We start from the raw sequence: 16,804 nt of genomic DNA, 5'->3' as shown, positions 1-16,804 counted from the left end.
CGCGAACGCACCGATGCGCGGCATGTCGCGTCGACGGTTGAACTACCCGAGCGGCCAACGCGCCAGCGGGATGTGACGCGTCTGGCCCAGCAGGCTGTGCACCAGCACGAACTCCTCCGCCCGCCACGCAATCGGGGCCAACGATTCGGGAGCGATCACCCGGCGGTCGTACGCCAGCGTAAGGTGCGGCCTGAAACCCGCGGCTACGCAGCGGCCCAACCCGGCCTCGCGCAATCGCGCGCCAAGCTCGGTCTGAAAAGCGTGCAACGGCTCGTTGCCGTGATCGGCCGTCAACACGAAGGGCGACTTTTCCCGATGCGCGTCGAAACTGGTGACCTGGTCGAAAACCACATCGAACGGGGCCGCCCTGACCTGCGCCGCCGCGGCACGGGCCGCCTCGACCACATCCGGGCGCAAGCCCACCGAATCGCCCAGATGAAACAGCGTGACGTGGAACCGGTCAGTCGCCAGCGGTTTGCCGCGCAAACCGTAGTGGGCACACTGCGCGGCCGCGAAGGCGGCGAGCCTTTCGGCGGTATCGCGAGCCGGGAATATCGCCAGAAACAGGCGGTCGGTGGCCACGGGCTGCGCAAACCCGGGGAATGATGCTTGTTGCGACATGGTCGTCCTTCGCCTCTTGCCACGCGCAGCACGCGGCTCAGCGGTGCTTTGTCGATGGGTCGTCGAGGATAATCCATGACCGCGATGGCGATACGCCTGCGCGTCCCCCGTCGCCGCGCCCCCACGTCGGCCGCGCGGTATTACAATGGCCGTCCTTACGGAGAGATGCTCTTGGCCAAGCCCAATTATTCATTCGAAAAACGACAGCGCGAACTCGCCAAGAAGAAACAGCAGGAAGAAAAGGACGAGCGCAAACGTCAGGCGCGCGAAGCGGAAAAAGCCGCCGCCGATACCGAGAGCAAAACCTCGCCCGACGAAAACTGATGCGTTGCGGTCCCCGCAGTTGTCGGCCGATGGCACCGCTGGCAGACAGACTTCGCCGCCCTAGTGGCGTGATCGATCGGGACCGACAACCATCCACCGATCATGGCGAACGCGCCAGCCGAGCGTGGCGAAGCGCGCTCCCAGAAAGCCGAAGACAAAGGCGGCGGTGAGCCAGCCAAGCCCCGCCGTCCCTGCGGGTGCGATGATGAGAATGGCGACGGCCAGCGGCACGAAGACGACCAGGTTGATCACCCCGGCGACGGCAAGATAGCGAAGATCGCCCGCGCCGATCAGCACACCATCGAGCACCCACACCACGGCGCCGACGGGAACCGAAAGGCCGAGCATGACCAGGCTGGGCGGCAACAACGCCAGCACGCTGGTTGCGTTGGTGAACAGACGACCCAGCACGCCACTGCCGAACACCACCAACGCGCCGGACAACAAGCCCGCCAGCACGCCCCATTCCAGACACCGGCGCAACACGGCCTTGACGCTGGCGCGGTCGCCCGCCCCAAGATGACGGCCGACCAGCGCCTGGGCGGCGATCGCCAGCGCATCCAGCGCAAACGCCAGCGTGGCGAACAGCGTCATCACGATCTGGAAAGCCGCCAATTGCGACGAACCCAACCCGGTCGCCACGTAGACCGCAAGCACCATGGCGATGCGCATCGTCAGCGTGCGCAGGAAAAGCCAGCCACCCGCGGTCGCGCCCAACAGCATGCCGGCGCGGCGCGGCCAAAGACTGGCACCCTCGCTCCGCGCGTGGCCGCTCACCACTACAAGGTAAGCCGCCACCATCAGCCATTGCGCCACGACCGAACCGGCCGCGGAACCGGCGATGCCCTGCCCCCATCCGTAGATGAACCAGAAATTGAGCACGATATTGACGGCAAAGCCCGCGCCCGCCACGACCAGCGGCGTGCGGGTGTCCTGCAGACCGCGAAGCAAGCCACTGGCCGCGAACACCAGCAGCATGGCCGGAATGCCCGCCATCGATATGCCCAGATAAGTGACGGCCGCTGTGGATACCGCGGCATTCGCACCGAACGCGGCCACCAGTGCGGGCGTCGCCACCCAACCCGCACCGGCCAGAACGATACCGAGGCCGAGCGCAAACCAGAGCCCGTCGATACCCACCGCCACGGCACGACGACCCTCCCCCGCGCCCAGCCAGCGAGCCACCGCCGGCGTGGTGTTGTAGGCCAGGAAAACCATCAAGCCGATGATCGTCTGGAGAATCGCGCCGGCCAGCCCCAGACCCGCCAGCGGCTCCTCGCCCAGGTGGCCGACCATGGCCGAATCCGCCAGCAGAAACATCGGCTCGGCCACCAGCGCACCGAACGCCGGCAAGGCCAGACGCAGGATCTCGCGATCCATCGGTTGACGGGTGAAAACGTTGATGGCTGTGGCCTTGCCGGCAGAATCGACAGCGCGCCATCGTACAGCCCCGCACTTTTCGCTGCCCGCGGTGGGCGTGGAAACGATCATCGACACCTTCCCTGAATTGGGAGAAAACCCTCCCGCTCCCTCCCCTGCTTGCAGGGGAGGGAGCGGGAGGGGTTCGCTTTTGATCTTTCCCCTTGCGCACCGACGGAGCGGTTCGACCCACTCCACGTTATCCTGCCGGCGCCCTGCGCCAGCAGCGGCCGCCCCCGCTAACCCAAGGAGTCCACCCACGTGCCGCATTATTCCGGCCCCCTGCTCACGCGCCCCGTGGCCGAATCGCTGGCCACGGCGCGCGACGCCGGCGCCGACGCATGGCACGGCTCGCTGACGCTGGGTTTCACCCGCGATCACGCGCGGTTGTCGACGCAAGACTGGGAGTGGCGCGGCCAGCGCCATCCCTACCCCGGCAAGCTGAAGGACCGCACCATCTACTACCGTGATGGCGACGACTACGCGCCGGTGGCGCGTTTCTCCGGCTCGCTGATCAAGCTGGTGCCCACCGAATGGGGCGCACCCACGTTCGAGATCGACGGCATCAAGATGCTGCCCACGGCGAAGGAGTCGCCGTTCGAGGATGCGCGGCGCAAGGTGGCGCTGGTCGAACCGGCCGGCAAGGTGGTGCTCGACACCTGCGGTGGCCTGGGCTACTTCGCGGCCTGCTGCCTGGAAGCCGGCGTGGCGCGTATCCATTCGTTCGAGAAAAACGCCGACGTGCTGTGGCTGCGCACGCTGAACCCGTGGTCGCCCGACCCGGATGCCGACACCAGCGGCGGTCGTCTGTTGCTCACCCATGCCGACGTATCGCAGGCGATCACCTCATTCGCCGACGCCTCGGTCGACGCGGCGCTGCACGATCCACCGCGCTTCGGCATCGCGGGCGAACTCTACTCGCAGGCGTTCTACGACCAGCTCGCCCGCGTGCTGCGCCGCGGCGGGCGGCTGTTCCATTACACCGGCAGCCCGAACAAGCTCACCAGCGGCCGCGACGTACCGCGCGAAGTGGAAAAGCGACTGGAGAAAGCCGGCTTCAAGGCGCAATTGGCGCTGGACGGCGTGGTGGCGGTGCGGCGCTGAAAGCGAAAAGCAGCGATGAACCGCTGCTTTTCGACTTCGACTCCCGAAGATGCTCAATCCCCGTTCTGACGCATCCGGCTGAAGTTGACCGGCACCCACTGATAGGACGCGCCGGCCGTGCGCAGATGGCCAACGCCGGGGAACGGGATATGCGCGCCGGCAACCAGCGTCCTGTCCTTCGCCATCGCATTGAATACGCGGATGCGCGACGCCGCCGCTTCCTTCGGATCGCTGTCGAAGGAGATGGTCACGTTCGGATGATCGAGCTGGACGGCGGGGACGTGAATGAGGTCGCCCATCAGCAGCAGCTTATGCCCCTGGCTTTCGATCATGTACGAAGTATGTCCCGCCGTATGCCCGAAGCTGGTATACGAACTCACGCCCGGCAGCAGCGCCACGTCGCCCTTGAACGGACGGAATTTCCCGGCCTTCACGTACGGGTCGAGCTCGGCCATGGCGTCATTGAAGAAGGCCTTCGAGGCATCCGGCGCCTTGGCCAGGTTCGTTTCGCTCAGCCAGTAATCGCCCTCGTCACGCTCCGCATGGACGATGGCGTTGGGAAACTGGATCACCTTGTTCTTCACCAGGCCGCCGACGTGGTCCGGATGCATGTGGGTCAGCAGAATGTCGTCGACGTCGGCGGCGCTATAGCCGGAAGCCTTCAGGTTGCTCATCAACTTGCCGAGCGTCGGTCCGAACAGGTCGCCGGCGCCGGTATCGATCAGGATCAGGCGCTTGCCGGTGTTGACCAGGTAGGCGTTGTCGGAGGTTTCCTGCGGCGTCTTCAGGAAGGCGTGGTTCAGCGCAGCCACCGTTTTCGCGGCCGGCTCGTGCAGCAACTGGTCCACCGGCAGATCCACCGTGCCATCGCTGAGCGCGGTGACCTCGAAATTGCCCAGCATGAAGCGGTAATAGCCCGGCGCCGATGTCTGGGCCATCGGCGCCGCGGCGAAGGCGCTGGACGCCGTGAGCCCCAGAAGGATGGCTGCGGTGGTGGCACGGAGGATGTTGCCGCGGAGGTGGGTACGCATGTTTTCGCCTTGGTGGTTGAAGGTGGCGCCATGTTGAGCATTTGCGTATTTCACTACAATCAGTAAATGTGCAAGGCAGGCTTGCATTTTCAGCAACACGGGACACCATGCTCGACGCCATCAGAACCTTTATCGATGTGGCCACCGAACGCAGCTTCACCGCCGTGGCGAAGCGTCGCGACGTGGCCGTGTCGTCGATCACGCGCAAGGTCGACGCGCTGGAAGCCGAGCTGGGCGCGAAGCTGCTGGCCCGGCATTCGCGCGCGCTGATGTTGACGGACGCCGGCGAGCAGTTTCTGCCGCGCGCCCGCCACATCGTTGCGGAGATGGATGACGCCAAACACGGCCTGGCGGATCTGCAGGCCGACCCCCGTGGCCTGTTGACGGTAACGGCGCCGGCCGCATTCGGCCGGCTGCACGTCATTCCCGCGATGACCGATTTCCTGAAGCGCTACCCGGCGATCGAGATCGACCTGCACCTCAGCGACCAGCGCGTCGACCTGCTGACCCAGCGGGTCGACGTGGCGATCCGCATGGGCACGCTGCCCGACAGCGACCTGGTCGCCACGCGGCTGGCACCGTCCCGGCGCATGGTCTGCGCGAGCCCCGACTACCTTGCCCGCCGCGGTTATCCCGCAACGCCCGAGCAACTGCTGGAGCACAACTGCCTTACCTTCGCGTCCACGCCGCCCCCTGAGTGGTGGTGCTTCTCCGGCATCAACCGGGAAGCCGCGCTTGCCGTCCGCGGATCATTGCGCACCGACGACGCCGAGGCCTTGCTGGGCGCCGCCGCCGCCGGCATCGGCATCGTCCACCTGGCCAGCTGGCTGGTGGGGGATCTGGTTCGTGCCGGGAAGCTGGTCGTGCTGTTCCCTGATCGGCGCGTCCCATCGAAGATGGCCCGATCAGCCATTCACGCCGTGCGCATGCCCGGCCGCTCGCACGCGGCGAAGGCGAAGCTTTTTATCGACCACCTCAAGAATTCGTTCGGCGAGCCGCCATATTGGGATGGCTTCTGATCGCCGGTGCACATGTGCCGGATCAACCGCCGCCATGCTGGAATGACGCCGTTCGGAGTTCGAGCCATGCACCGATCGCAAGCCGCCGTCACAAGCGCATCCGGCCCTCGTTCCGGGCTCGACTGCCCTATCCTCTGGCGATGACCGCCGCCCATCCCCCATTGACCGAGTCCCGCCGCGGCAAGCTGGCGTGCGTTGGCATGGGTATGACGCTGGGCTCCCACCTCACGCCGCTGGCACGCAGCCACATCGAGCAGGCCGACGTGGTGTTCGCGGGCCTTTCCGATGGGGCCGTGGAGATGTGGCTGCAGCGGATGCATCCAGACGTACGCAGCCTCCAGCCGTATTACGCGGAAGGCAAGTCGCGCATGCAGACCTACCGGCAATGGGTCGAGTTGATGATGACCGAGGTGCGTGCAGGCAAGCGGGTTTGCGGGGTGTTTTATGGCCATCCCGGCATCTTCGCCTGGTCGCCGCACAAGGCCATCGAGGTGGCGCGTGCCGAAGGTTTCGACGCGCATATGGAACCGGGCATTTCCGCCGAGGATTGTCTCTATGCCGACCTGGGCATCGACCCGGGCCGTTTCGGGTGCCAGCATTTCGAGGCCAGCCAACTGCTTTTCTATGAACGCAAGATCGATCCCACCGGCTATCTGGTGTTGTGGCAGGTCGGCTTGGTGGGCGATCTGTCACTAAAGCGCTTTTCCACCGGCGCAGCGTACCGGCAGGTACTGGTGGATCTGCTGAGTCAGGACTATCCGCTGGACCACGAGGTCATCATCTATCGCGCCGCGACGCTCCCGATACAGAGGCCGGAAATACGCCGTATCGCATTGCGTGAGCTGCCCGCCGCCGAACTGACGACAGAACACACCGTGGTGCTGCCACCCGCCGCGCCGCTCAAACTGAACCTGGCCATGCGCGAGCGACTGGCAGCATTGGACCGGGAAACGACCATGGCCTGATGCGGAATAGCGCTGCGCGATGCGTTCGAAACAGATGCTCAACACCATCGAAAGCAGGGGACGACATGTCGAATACGATCGAACTTCTGGAGGCCATCGGCACCGATGCGTCGCTGCGGCATGCATCGAGGCACGAACTGGCGGAGTGGCTGCAACAGCTGGGTGCCTCCGACGCGCTCACGGCCGCCGTCTCGACTGGCGACAGCGCCGCGCTCTACGCGGAGCTGGGACACATGCCGATGCAGCAGCCGCAGGTTACGCACACGCCCGGCCACGAGGACGATGAAGTCGAGCAAGGCGAGCTCGAACCAGCGCCGATGCCAGTCCCCGGCCAGACCAATCCCTGACACCAGGCGAGACATGCGCATGCTTCGTCTGCCGGTCCGCTACCGCTCATGGCCCGCCTGCGTGGGTCTGGCCCTCTGCGCGATCGCGGGAATGACCCGGGCCAGCGCGGCGATACCCGACCCGGCGGCATTCCTTGCCCAGATCGACAGCGTACGCACCAGCGATCACCCGCGATTCGTGCGCATGCTGGCGCAGATCCACCGCGAGGCGCCTCGCCTTAACCCTGCCGAGCAATGGCACCTGCGCTATCTCGATGCGTGGCAAACCGCTTACCAGGGTGACTACACCAAGGCCGACGCGCAGCTGCGCGCCGTCGCCGAGCACGCCGGCGATGCCACGCTGGCCGCCAGGGCTTCAGCCATGCGCCTGACCGGACTGGGTTTCACCCGCCGGTACGAGGAAGCCTTTGCCCTGGCCGACCGCCTGGCGACCGACCTTCCCAACATCAAGGATCCGCTCGCACGCTTTCAAGTGCTGTTCAATCTGGCGCAATCGATGTTGTTGGCCGACAAGCGTGACCTGGCGCTCAACTATGCACGGATGATCGAAAGCAATCTCCCTCCCGGCGCGACCCTCTGCCCTCCCCGCTCGCTGCAGATCACCATCCGGTACGACAGCCCCACGCTCACCTCCTCCAGCCCGGAGTTTCATCAGGCCATCGAGACATGCAAGGCGGCAGGACAGCCGGTTTACGTCAACACGTTGCGGCTTGTCATGGTGGATACGTATCTGCGGGAAAACCAGCCGGCGAAGGCACTCGCGCTGCTCGACCGGATCGAACCGGGCATCAAGCGCAACGGGCTTTACGCGCACATCGAGTCGACCGCCGTATTCCGGGCAAGGGCCCTGCTGGCGCTGGGCCGTCTTGCCGACGCCCGAACGGCCGCTCTGGCGGCACTTTCGCTGAGTGATCCCAATGAGATCAGCGAGGCGCTCAAGGCCGTTTACGAGGTGCTCTACAAGGTGGAGAAGGAACGCGGCGACACGGCCGTCGCCTTGTCGTATTTCGAGCGTTACACAGTGCAGGACAAGGGCTATCTCAACGACGTCAGCGCCCGCGCGCTGGCCTACCAGACCGTGCAGCAGCACCTGCTGACCGGGAAACTGGAAACCGAGAAGCTCAGCAGGCAGAACGCGATGCTGCGCCTGCAACGGGCGCTGGACGCCAAGGCGGTGGAAACCGGCCGGCTCTACATCCTGATGCTGCTGCTGATCGTCGCATTCATCGCTTCCTGGCTCTATCGCCTCAAGCGTTCGCAGCTGCGCTTCAAACGGCTGTCGCACCACGATGGCCTCACCGGCATCTTCAACCACCAGCATTTCATCGGCGAAGCGGCCCGTGTATTGCAGGCATCGAAGAAAAAGAAAGAGCAGGCCTGTCTGATTTCCATCGACCTCGATTACTTCAAGCAGGTCAACGATACCCACGGCCACGCCATGGGCGACGCCGTGCTGAAGCAGACGGTGGCGATCTGCCAGCAGGAGCTGCGACCCGCCGATCTGTTTGGCCGTCTGGGCGGCGAGGAGTTCGGCATCCTGCTGGCCGGATGTTCCCGCCATCAAGGATTGGAGATTGCCAACCGCATCCGGATCGCGATCGACGCCACACCGATGGGACACGACGATTGCGTGATAACGATTTCCGCCAGCGTCGGCCTGGCGTCCACCGAAGTATCCGGCCATGACTTGCAGCGGCTGTGCAAGGAGGCGGACGCGGCGCTTTATCGCGCCAAGGGTGCTGGCCGCAACCGCGTCGTTGCGCATGCGGGCACGGGCGACCTGCTCGACAAGGAAGGCATACCCGTGCCGGGCTCGACGTTGCGGAGCGGCGCCACGCCGGTGAGCGTCGCAGAGCTCGAGTGATGCGAACTGGCAACGGTAGAGTAACGCTCGAAAGGCGTTGCGCGGACCACGCCCCTGGGAGCGACTTCAGCCGCGACGCCCTTGCTTTGGAGCCTCACGGCAAGAGCATCGCGGCTGAAACCGCTCCCACTGGAGGTCGATCGGCCGGAATCAGCCGCAACTGCCGCAGCAGGTGCTGCCGCCGCTGATATGCACTTCGGTTTCCAGCGGCACGGCGTCGCAATCCAGGGTGCGCAGCACGTCCAGCACCTGGTTGCCGGTGGCGTTGGCCAGGACTTCCAGGCGGCCGCGCGGGGCATCCAGGGCAATCTGCACGTGGGGGTCGAGCGGGCGCAGCGCGGTGGTGAAGGCGTCGGCGTCGTGATGACAGGTGGACAGTTGGTATTGCATGGTCTGCTCCGTAAGGGGTCGCGTTCAATGGCTCGCCATGATGCTCAAAACCCCCGCGCTTTCCCCTGACCAGGATCAACCGCCCGGCGAACGCATTCATCGCAGCCTGCCATGTCACGCACCCGTGGCGCTGAAACGCTCCGCCAGGAAATCGCTGAAGGCACGTACCAGCAGCGAGGACTGGCGATGCTGCGGGTAAACCACATATACGTTGATGTCCTCGGGTCGAAACTTGTCCAGCACGGGCACCAGCCGGCGATCGGCCAGCGCAGCGGCGACGATGAAGTCCGGCAGGCTGACGATGCCCAGGCCGGCCATCGCCGCGTCGCGCAACATCTCGCCGTTGTTGGCGCGCATCGGCCCGCTCACGGAAACCTTGCGCACGCGCCCCTCCACGCGAAACGTCCATTCGCCGCGACGCGCACGCCCGTAGGTCAGGCAGGCATGCGACGCCAGTTCGCCGGGCGCCGATGGCGTGCCGCGACGGCGCAGGTAGTCGGGGCTGGCGCTGGTGATCAATGGCACCGCGGCGATGCGGCGCGCAACCAGGCTGGAGTCGGCCAGCGCGCCGATGCGCACGGCCATGTCGTAGCCCTCGCCGATCAGGTCGACCATGCGGTCGTTGAGCTCCAGCTCGACCACCACCTCGGGATGGCGCTGCATGAACGCGGCGATGACCGCCCCCAGGTGCAGCGTGGCAAACGTCATCGGCGCGCTCAGCCGCAACAGCCCGCGCGGCGCCGCAGTCTGGCTGGTGATCAACTGCTCGGCGGCATCCACCTCTTCCAGGATGCGCTGGGCGCGCTCGTGGTACGCCAGGCCCAGATCGGTGACGCGCAGCTGCCGGGTGGAGCGCACCAGTAAGCGCGCACCTAACCGCTTCTCCAGCGCGGCAATCCGCTTGCTGACGAACTGCTTGGACAGCCCCAGCCGATCCGCCGCCGCCGTGAAGCTTTGCGCATCGACGGTTTCGACAAAGATCCGCATGTCCTCAAGCTGGTTCACATTGTCGTCCTCAAGTTGACAGTATTAAGCAATTCATCATCTTTATTGAATCGAATGGCGACTCTAATATTCCACTTCAGACGCAGCAACCGCCCGCTTCCGCGCCGGATTCCGCGGCGCGCCGGAGCGGGCGACCCACGCTGCCACTCATCAACGAGGAGAGCACCATGATGCAAGTACGCAAGGCTTCCGAGCGCGGCGTGGCGGAACACGGCTGGCTCAGCTCGCGCCACACTTTCTCGTTCGCCAGCTACATGGACCGCGCGCAGATGGGGTTTTCCGACCTGCGCGTGATCAACGAGGATCGCGTGGCGCCGGGCCAGGGCTTCGGCAAACACCCGCACCGCGACATGGAGATCTTCTCCTACGTGCTGGAAGGCGCGCTGGCGCACAGCGACAGCATGGGCACCGGCTCGGCGATCAAGCCCGGCGACGTGCAATTGATGAGCGCCGGCAGCGGCGTGACCCACAGCGAGTTCAACGGCTCCGACGAGGCGCCGGTGCACTTCCTGCAGATCTGGATCGCACCGGCAGAGGCCGGCGGCGAACCGGTCTACCAGCAACGCCACTTCGCCGAGGCCGACAAGCGCGGCCAACTGCGCCTGATCATCTCGCCGGACGGCGGCGACGAGTCGCTGCGCATCCAGCAGGACGCGTCGGTCTACGCCGGCCTGTTCCACGGCGATGAAAGCGCCACGCTGACACTGGACGACAACCGCCATGCCTACGTGCACGTGGCCCGCGGCAGCATCGAGCTCAACGGCGTGAAGCTGGAAGCGGGCGACGGCGTGCGTTTGCGCAACCCGCGCACGCTGCAACTGGGCAAGGGCGAGAACGCCGAGGTACTGGTGTTCGATCTGCGCCCGCAGGAGCTGCCGCAGATGCCGTGATGCGCGGCAACGCGCCGGATGGCCAAACCGGTCATCCGGCGATGGCTCCCATCGAGCTTCTACCGGCGGCGCAATCCAGCGACAATGCGCGATCACTCCACAGGAAACCGCCCCATGATCCAGCGTTTCGATACCGGTCCGCGCATGTCCGAAATGACCGTCCACAACGGCGTGGCGTACCTCGCCGGCCAGGTGGCCGAGGACGCCGGCGCCGACATCGTCGGTCAGACCGAACAGGTGCTTGCGGCCATCGACGCCCTGCTGGCGCAGGCCGGGACCGACAAGCGCAACATCCTGCGGGCGGAAATCTTCCTGGCCGACATGGCCGATTTCGCCGGCATGAACGAAGCCTGGGGTCGCTGGGTGCCGCAAGGCGCCACGCCTGCGCGCGCCACCGTACAGGCGAAGCTCGCCAGCCCCGGCTGGAAAGTCGAGATCGTGATTACGGCGGCGATCGCCTGATCGATACGTACGTCTGAAAGCCTGAAAGTCCGGTCCATCCCGCCGACAGATCGCGCAGGATGGACCGGCATGCGCCGTCTGGGAATCCGACGACCTTTGCGGAGCGCTCACGCGGGGGAATGCCATCATCGCGCTGCAAACTCCGACACTGCAGCGGGCGCATCCTCATGTTGCAACTCAATCCACCGCTTCCACTGAACACCCCCAAAGGCGAGGGCTTCGCCCACATCCTGATCGATTACGGGCCCGAGTCGGATCTCTACTGGACCGTGTTCATCACGGCCACCGGGGAAATCTGGACGTTCGCCAACCGTGAGGTGCGGGCCAGCAAGAACATCACGCTTGGCCGTACCCATCCGCAGAAGCCGCAACCCGCCGCCGCGGAAGAACGTCTGCCGGTACCGATGTATCCAGTCGGCTGAGTCGCTGCAGCCAGCACACGCAAAGCTATCGGGCGGCAGGTTGCGCCGGCGGGACACTCATGGCCGCCGCCGGCCACACAAACGTGGCGACGCTGCTCGGCGGCATGTCGTAAGCGAAGCGGAGCGAGCCCTGGCTTACGGTCAGGTGGTTGATCTCGGCCTTGTCGTTCACCGCCACCAGCACCACCGAGCCATCGTCCGGATTCTGGAACGCCAGCTGGTGGATGCCGGCATTGGTGTTGCCCGACTTCACCCGCGCGGCGCCCGGCAACACGAACCGGCTGAAGTGGCCGAACGCGTAGTACTCGTCATTGCGGCTGACTTCGCCGGTGGCCGAGTCGATGGTGACCACGCCCTTGCATTCATCGCAGCCACCGGCATGGGGACCGTGGTTCTCGTCCAGCGCCAGGTTCCAGTAGACGACGCCGCGTGCCCAGTTGCGCACGCTCTCCATCACGATATTGCGCGCAAACAACATCAGTTCACCCTTGCGCGCCGACGGCCAGTCGCCGCCCGAGCACTCGGTGAGATAGGCGTCCATTTGCGGGTAGGCGTCATGCACGGTGGATTGCGCGCTGGGGTTGCCGCGATAGCAATGCCAGGCAATGCCGGCCATATGGCGCCGGGCATCGGGGTCGGCCAGCACGCTCAGTGATTCGCCGGGCGTATCCCAGTTGTGATCCCAGCCCAGAATCACCGGCGCGTTCTTCCGCTGCGCCAACGCGGGGCCGAGGTACTGGCCGATGAGGCGCGCGCGCGCGGCGGCGGTCAGTTCCATCCCCGGGTAGGTCAATGGCAGGAACGCCGGCTCGTTCTGCACGGTCAGCGCGAAAATGGGGATGCCGTAGCCCTGGAAGGCATCGACGAAACGCACCAGGTAATCGGCAAAGACCGATTCGTACTGCTCCAGCAAGGCGCCGCCGATCAGGTTGCTGCTGCTCTTCATCCACGCCGGCGCGCTCCACGGCGAAGCGATGATCTGCACATCGGGCCGCAGCGCCACGATCTCCTGCAACGCCGGGATGAGATAGGCCTGGTTCGGCACCACGTTGAAATGCTGCAAGTCGAGGTCGACCTCACCGGCGGGCATGTCGTCCAGGGTGTAGTGCTGCAGCGAGAAATCCGACGCGCCGATGGTGATGCGCAGCATCCGGAAGTTGAGCTCCGGCGGCGGGCCGAAAAGCTCCTGCAACAATGCGCTCCGCTGCGAGGCACTCATCGCATTCCGGATCAGCCAGGCCGACGAATCCGTCAGCGCCGCGCCGAAACCGACCATGGTCTGGTACTTGCGGGTGGGGTCGATGATCACGTCGGCCGGCGCCGCCTTGGCATCGTTGTCACCGGCCATTACATCGAACTGCCGCGCCAGGCGCAGGCGGCGATCAGCGGTGCTCACCCACACATGCACCATGACGCCAGTCGGTTGCAACACACCGGCGGTGATGTTCACGAACAGCGGCGGGCGCGGCCAGTGCAGGGCCGACATGGCCAGCAGCGTCAACAGGATCATCGACAGGAACGGCGTCCAGCGCCCCACCCCCTGGTTTTCATCCATGGACGGCGCACTCACCACGGCCGATGGCTGCCTGGCGCCACTCGGCGCCGTCGGCAGTCAGCGGCCCCTGATTTCGCCGTACACCGCATCCATCATGTTTCCGATGCCCGCGACGGTCGACCCCCCGTACCAGGCACCGATCATTGGGGACTCTCATTTCGACCCGTCAAGAACTCGCGTGCAAGCCCGCCAGCCTACAGCTTGTAGTTGATGCCGAACAGGATGGTGCGCCCCCAGGTGTCATATTCCAGCGGGCGGGTGAGCGGCGCGTTGTTGGCCAGGGTGGCGACCTGCACCGTCGAATCCGCCGAATTGGTGAGGTTGGTGACCTGCAGCAGCAGCGACAAGCCGTTGAGACTGCCGTCGGTGAACGCGTAGCCCAACTGCAGGTCGGTCTGCCGGTTGGCCTGGATCTTGGTGTAGCCCAACTGGTCGAACAGCGCCACCGCTTCGCCGGTGAAGGACGAGCGGTAGCGCTCGGCCACGCGTATCGAGAAGCCGTAGCGTTCATAGAACAACGCAAGGTTGGCCACCTTGCGCGACAACCCGGGCAAGGTCTTCGGGCCACCGGGAACGGACGAGATGGACGACAGCGGGATCGAGCTGTTGGTCAGCGAGAAATTGGCCTGCGCGCCGAACCCTTCCAGCGCGCTCGTGAGCAGGCCGCCCTCCAGCGCGCCTGACAATTCCAGCCCATCCATCTTGCCACCCGTGCCGTTCTGCGGCGTGGTGAACGAGCCGGTATTGCTGGTTGGCACCAGGGTCGGGGTGTCGTTGGTGTAGTGGGAAAAATCGTAATCGAGCACGGTCTGGTTGTAGATGTAGTTCAGCAGGTTCTTGTGGAACACCGCCGCCGCCACGTAGCTGGCCTTGCCGAAATACTTCTCCCACGACAGGTCGGTGCCCACCGCCACGTACGGGCGCAGCTGCGGGTTGCCGCCGCGGCCCGACCACAACACCTGGCCCGCGCCGGGGCCGTTGGTGATCTGCGACACGCTGGCCGAGGTGGCCACCTTCTCGTCGTCGATGCGGCCGCGCGCCATGCTCTTGGCCAGTCCCAGGCGCAGGTACTGGCGCTCGCCGATCTCGGCCACCAGGTTCAGGCTGGGCAGCACGTTGTTGTACGAGGCGCCATCGCTGATGTTCCCGACCAGTGCATCGCCATTGGTCTGCAATGCACGCGACGACTGCTTGGTGCGCACGAACTGCACGCCCACGTTGCCGCGCAGCGGCACACTGCCCAGATGCGTGTCGAGATTGAACTTCACATAAGCCAGCGGCACTTTTTCCTCGACGGTGTAGTTGCGGCTCCAGTCGCCCTGCCCGTTCTTCCGCACCCGATAGAACTGGCCGCCGTACAACGCGCCCAGCACGTCGTAATTGAGAATGCCGTCGATGCCGCCATAGCCCAGCGACGTGGGGCGATACAGCATCGACGGATCCACCGGCGCGCTGAGATGTGGCTGGTACGTATCCTTGGTGGAGCCGTTGCCGTTGAGGTAGGCGAAATAGACGTCCGCATGCTTGGTCTTGGTGCGGTCCGACCAGGCCAGGCCCACGTCCATGTCGCTGAAGATCCAGCCCAATGGATGGCTGGCTTGCAGCCGGAACGCGTGGATGGTGTCGTCCTGATGGTCGAACTCGTCGCGGCCGTTGTAGCCGTAGCCTGGCGGATCGCTCCAGGGGCTGCCGGGGTCGGTAAACACCATCGTGGCCGGATCGGCCAGGTCGACGCCCGGGGTGAAATGCGGATAGCCGAACGCGGCCGGCGTGTTGAAACCCACGGTGGTGAAGCCGCCATCAGCCAATCCGCTGAACAGGTAGGCGTCGTGCAGTTTCACCCGCGCGCTGGATGAGGACAGGTCGGCCATCAAGGTCCAGTCGCCCAGGAACAGCTTGTTGTTCCAGCCGATGGAATAGAGCTTGTCGTGCTCCCGCGTGTATTCGTTCTGCAGGATCGGCGCCACGCCGAGGATCGTGCCGGAAGTGACGATCGGCAGCGGCTCACCCGGCGAGGTCTGCACGTTGTCGTAGGAAACGTGGTCATACGGGCTGCTCGACCATTGCGCGCCGTTGGTGTAGCGGCGCTTGCTGAAGGTGGAGTAGTACATGTCCAGCTTGGAGTAGTACACGTCGTTCGGTGCCCACTCCAAAACGGCCATCACGCCGTTGCGCTTCTGCTTCTGTGACTGCGCGCGCAGTTGCATGCCTTCCTGCGAGACCACGTTGTCCGGCATGCCCGGCGTATGCGGGCCGCCCCAATTCTGGTCGATGCCGGCGCTGCCGTTGTTGGCGCTCCACCACCACGCCTGGTACTGCCGCTCCTGGATCGGCTGGTCGACCACGGACACGCCCAGCGCAATACCCAGGGTGTGGTTGAAAAACTGGTCGACGTACGAAAAGCTGGCGCGGTGGCCACTGGTCCCCGTTCCCGTGCCGGGATTCATCGAGCCGTTGCTGTTGTGCGCACCGCGCAGGTTGAACACGAAAGTCCGCTTCGACAAATCCAGCGGATTGATGGTGTGCAGATCCACCGTGCCCGACAACCCCTGCCCGACCAGGCTGGCATCCGGCGTCTTGTAGATGGTCACGCCGTTGATCAGCTCGGCCGGGTACTGGTCGTACTCCACGCCGCGGTTCTCGCCCACTGTGGCCTGCTCGCGTCCATCCAGCGTGGTGCCGGCGAAATCCGGCGACAGGCCGCGGATGGAAATGGCATTGGCCTGGCCATCGGCGCGCTGCGTGGCCAGGCCGGGAACGCGCGCGAGGCTGTCGGCAATGCTGACGTCGGGCAGCTTGCCGATGTCCTCGGCCGAGATGGCCTCCACGATGTTGTTCGAATCCTCCTTGGTCTTCATCGAACTGGCGATGCTGCCGCTGATGCCGGTGACCACCACCTGGCTCAGATCGGTCACCGCTTTCGCGGGCTTCTTCACAGGCTTTCCGGACGCGGTGCCGGTGTCGCCGGTCTTCGCATCGCCGGCTTTCTGCGGCGCCGGTGTGCTGGTGCCTGTGCTCGCCGTCGGCGGTGTACTCGACGTCGTCTGCGCCGATGCGCTTTCCATGCCGGTGATGGCGAGCAGGGCCGCTGCACAGGCAACGGCCAATGGACGGAAACGGGCATGCGCCAGGGATCCCTGCAATGCACAACGCGACTTCATGATGGCGCCCTTCTTGGTGGTGGACCTTGTCAGCGGCGTCAAGCAGACCTGGCGCGCGGCACCTGTTGCGCACGGCTTCGCGTCCCGCATCCGGCATGCCGGCGAACGTGGCGGAGCTGCCGTTCCGTCGCCGGCCACCGGGGAGCGCATACACGCGCGGCCCATGGGCAACGGCGACAAGACACCACGAGCGATGTGGAGATTATGAAAAGACCGGCGCCACGC

General features: G+C 65.3%; 17 protein-coding genes. 10 read left to right on the top strand and 7 right to left on the bottom strand.

Annotation, left to right across the window (positions count from 1 at the left end; translation table 11 throughout):
* Nucleotides 1-42: 42 nt before the first annotated feature.
* Nucleotides 43-621, bottom strand: a complete 579-nt coding sequence (gene thpR / locus UU9_RS05255) for an RNA 2',3'-cyclic phosphodiesterase (RefSeq protein WP_007080686.1) — start codon at nucleotides 619-621, stop codon at nucleotides 43-45.
* 75 nt (nucleotides 622-696) lie between these two features.
* Here thpR and UU9_RS17830 point away from each other — a divergent pair, with 75 nt between their 5' ends.
* Nucleotides 697-945, top strand: a complete 249-nt coding sequence (locus tag UU9_RS17830; protein ID WP_156804198.1) for a hypothetical protein — start codon at nucleotides 697-699, stop codon at nucleotides 943-945.
* Nucleotides 946-1,005: 60 nt separating this feature from the next.
* Here the strand turns inward: UU9_RS17830 and UU9_RS05250 are convergent, their stop codons facing one another.
* On the bottom strand, nucleotides 1,006-2,436 hold the full coding sequence (locus UU9_RS05250; protein WP_007080684.1) for an MATE family efflux transporter: 1,431 nt from the start codon (nucleotides 2,434-2,436) through the stop codon (nucleotides 1,006-1,008).
* A gap of 189 nt (nucleotides 2,437-2,625) precedes the next feature.
* On the opposite strand from UU9_RS05250, the gene UU9_RS05245 reads away from it, so the two are divergent.
* A complete protein-coding gene (locus tag UU9_RS05245; protein WP_007080683.1) occupies nucleotides 2,626-3,468 on the top strand; it encodes a class I SAM-dependent methyltransferase in 843 nt (280 codons plus the stop codon).
* Nucleotides 3,469-3,521: 53 nt separating this feature from the next.
* Here the strand turns inward: UU9_RS05245 and UU9_RS05240 are convergent, their stop codons facing one another.
* Nucleotides 3,522-4,499 (bottom strand): MBL fold metallo-hydrolase, encoded by a 978-nt coding sequence (locus UU9_RS05240; protein ID WP_050982389.1) that lies wholly within the window; start codon nucleotides 4,497-4,499, stop codon nucleotides 3,522-3,524.
* Between the two features lie 107 nt (nucleotides 4,500-4,606).
* Here UU9_RS05240 and UU9_RS05235 point away from each other — a divergent pair, with 107 nt between their 5' ends.
* The 4 genes from UU9_RS05235 to UU9_RS05220 all read left to right on the top strand — a co-directional run bounded on the left by UU9_RS05235 (nucleotide 4,607) and on the right by UU9_RS05220 (nucleotide 8,694).
* Nucleotides 4,607-5,518, top strand: coding sequence for a LysR family transcriptional regulator (locus UU9_RS05235; protein ID WP_007080681.1), 912 nt, complete (start codon nucleotides 4,607-4,609; stop codon nucleotides 5,516-5,518).
* Entirely contained in the window at nucleotides 5,503-6,483 is a 981-nt protein-coding gene (locus UU9_RS05230) for an SAM-dependent methyltransferase (RefSeq protein ID WP_237710222.1), read from the top strand. Before UU9_RS05235 ends, UU9_RS05230 begins: the two co-directional genes overlap by 16 nt.
* Before the next feature lie 65 nt (nucleotides 6,484-6,548).
* The gene (locus UU9_RS05225) at nucleotides 6,549-6,830 is read left to right on the top strand and encodes a hypothetical protein (RefSeq protein ID WP_007080679.1); all 282 of its coding nucleotides are present in this window, start codon (nucleotides 6,549-6,551) and stop codon (nucleotides 6,828-6,830) included.
* Nucleotides 6,766-8,694, top strand: coding sequence for a GGDEF domain-containing protein (locus UU9_RS05220; RefSeq protein WP_237710221.1), 1,929 nt, complete (start codon nucleotides 6,766-6,768; stop codon nucleotides 8,692-8,694). The genes UU9_RS05225 and UU9_RS05220 overlap by 65 nt, the downstream gene beginning before the upstream one ends.
* Before the next feature lie 150 nt (nucleotides 8,695-8,844).
* On the opposite strand, the gene UU9_RS05215 is transcribed toward UU9_RS05220, so the two are convergent.
* Both UU9_RS05215 and UU9_RS05210 read right to left on the bottom strand, forming a co-directional pair.
* Complete coding sequence (locus UU9_RS05215) at nucleotides 8,845-9,084, bottom strand: hypothetical protein (RefSeq protein ID WP_007080677.1); 240 nt, start codon at nucleotides 9,082-9,084, stop codon at nucleotides 8,845-8,847.
* Nucleotides 9,085-9,198: 114 nt separating this feature from the next.
* Nucleotides 9,199-10,089: a LysR family transcriptional regulator gene (locus tag UU9_RS05210; RefSeq protein ID WP_156804197.1), complete on the bottom strand. Its 891-nt coding sequence runs from the start codon at nucleotides 10,087-10,089 to the stop codon at nucleotides 9,199-9,201.
* A gap of 167 nt (nucleotides 10,090-10,256) precedes the next feature.
* On the opposite strand from UU9_RS05210, the gene UU9_RS05205 reads away from it, so the two are divergent.
* The 3 genes from UU9_RS05205 to UU9_RS05195 all read left to right on the top strand — a co-directional run bounded on the left by UU9_RS05205 (nucleotide 10,257) and on the right by UU9_RS05195 (nucleotide 11,863).
* Nucleotides 10,257-10,979: a pirin family protein gene (locus UU9_RS05205; RefSeq protein ID WP_007080675.1), complete on the top strand. Its 723-nt coding sequence runs from the start codon at nucleotides 10,257-10,259 to the stop codon at nucleotides 10,977-10,979.
* 114 nt (nucleotides 10,980-11,093) lie between these two features.
* Entirely contained in the window at nucleotides 11,094-11,441 is a 348-nt protein-coding gene (locus tag UU9_RS05200) for a RidA family protein (RefSeq protein WP_007080674.1), read from the top strand.
* A gap of 167 nt (nucleotides 11,442-11,608) precedes the next feature.
* Nucleotides 11,609-11,863 carry a hypothetical protein gene (locus UU9_RS05195; RefSeq protein WP_007080673.1) on the top strand — a complete coding sequence of 85 codons (255 nt, stop codon included), beginning with the start codon at nucleotides 11,609-11,611 and terminating at the stop codon, nucleotides 11,861-11,863.
* 25 nt (nucleotides 11,864-11,888) lie between these two features.
* On the opposite strand, the gene UU9_RS05190 is transcribed toward UU9_RS05195, so the two are convergent.
* Both UU9_RS05190 and UU9_RS05185 read right to left on the bottom strand, forming a co-directional pair.
* Complete coding sequence (locus UU9_RS05190; RefSeq protein WP_007080672.1) at nucleotides 11,889-13,418, bottom strand: glycoside hydrolase family 30 protein; 1,530 nt, start codon at nucleotides 13,416-13,418, stop codon at nucleotides 11,889-11,891.
* A 194-nt stretch (nucleotides 13,419-13,612) separates the two neighbouring features.
* A complete protein-coding gene (locus tag UU9_RS05185; protein WP_237710220.1) occupies nucleotides 13,613-16,333 on the bottom strand; it encodes a TonB-dependent receptor in 2,721 nt (906 codons plus the stop codon).
* Between UU9_RS05185 and UU9_RS18370 the strand changes: the two genes are divergently transcribed.
* Complete coding sequence (locus UU9_RS18370; protein WP_237710219.1) at nucleotides 16,266-16,787, top strand: hypothetical protein; 522 nt, start codon at nucleotides 16,266-16,268, stop codon at nucleotides 16,785-16,787. The genes UU9_RS05185 and UU9_RS18370 overlap by 68 nt on opposite strands.
* Nucleotides 16,788-16,804: the final 17 nt, after the last annotated feature.

The sequence above is a fragment of the Rhodanobacter fulvus Jip2 genome (assembly GCF_000264315.1).
Taxonomy (GTDB): Bacteria; Pseudomonadota; Gammaproteobacteria; order Xanthomonadales; family Rhodanobacteraceae; genus Rhodanobacter; species Rhodanobacter fulvus.
Note: the sequence above shows the minus strand (reverse complement) of the source record. Positions and strands in the feature narration are given on the sequence as shown.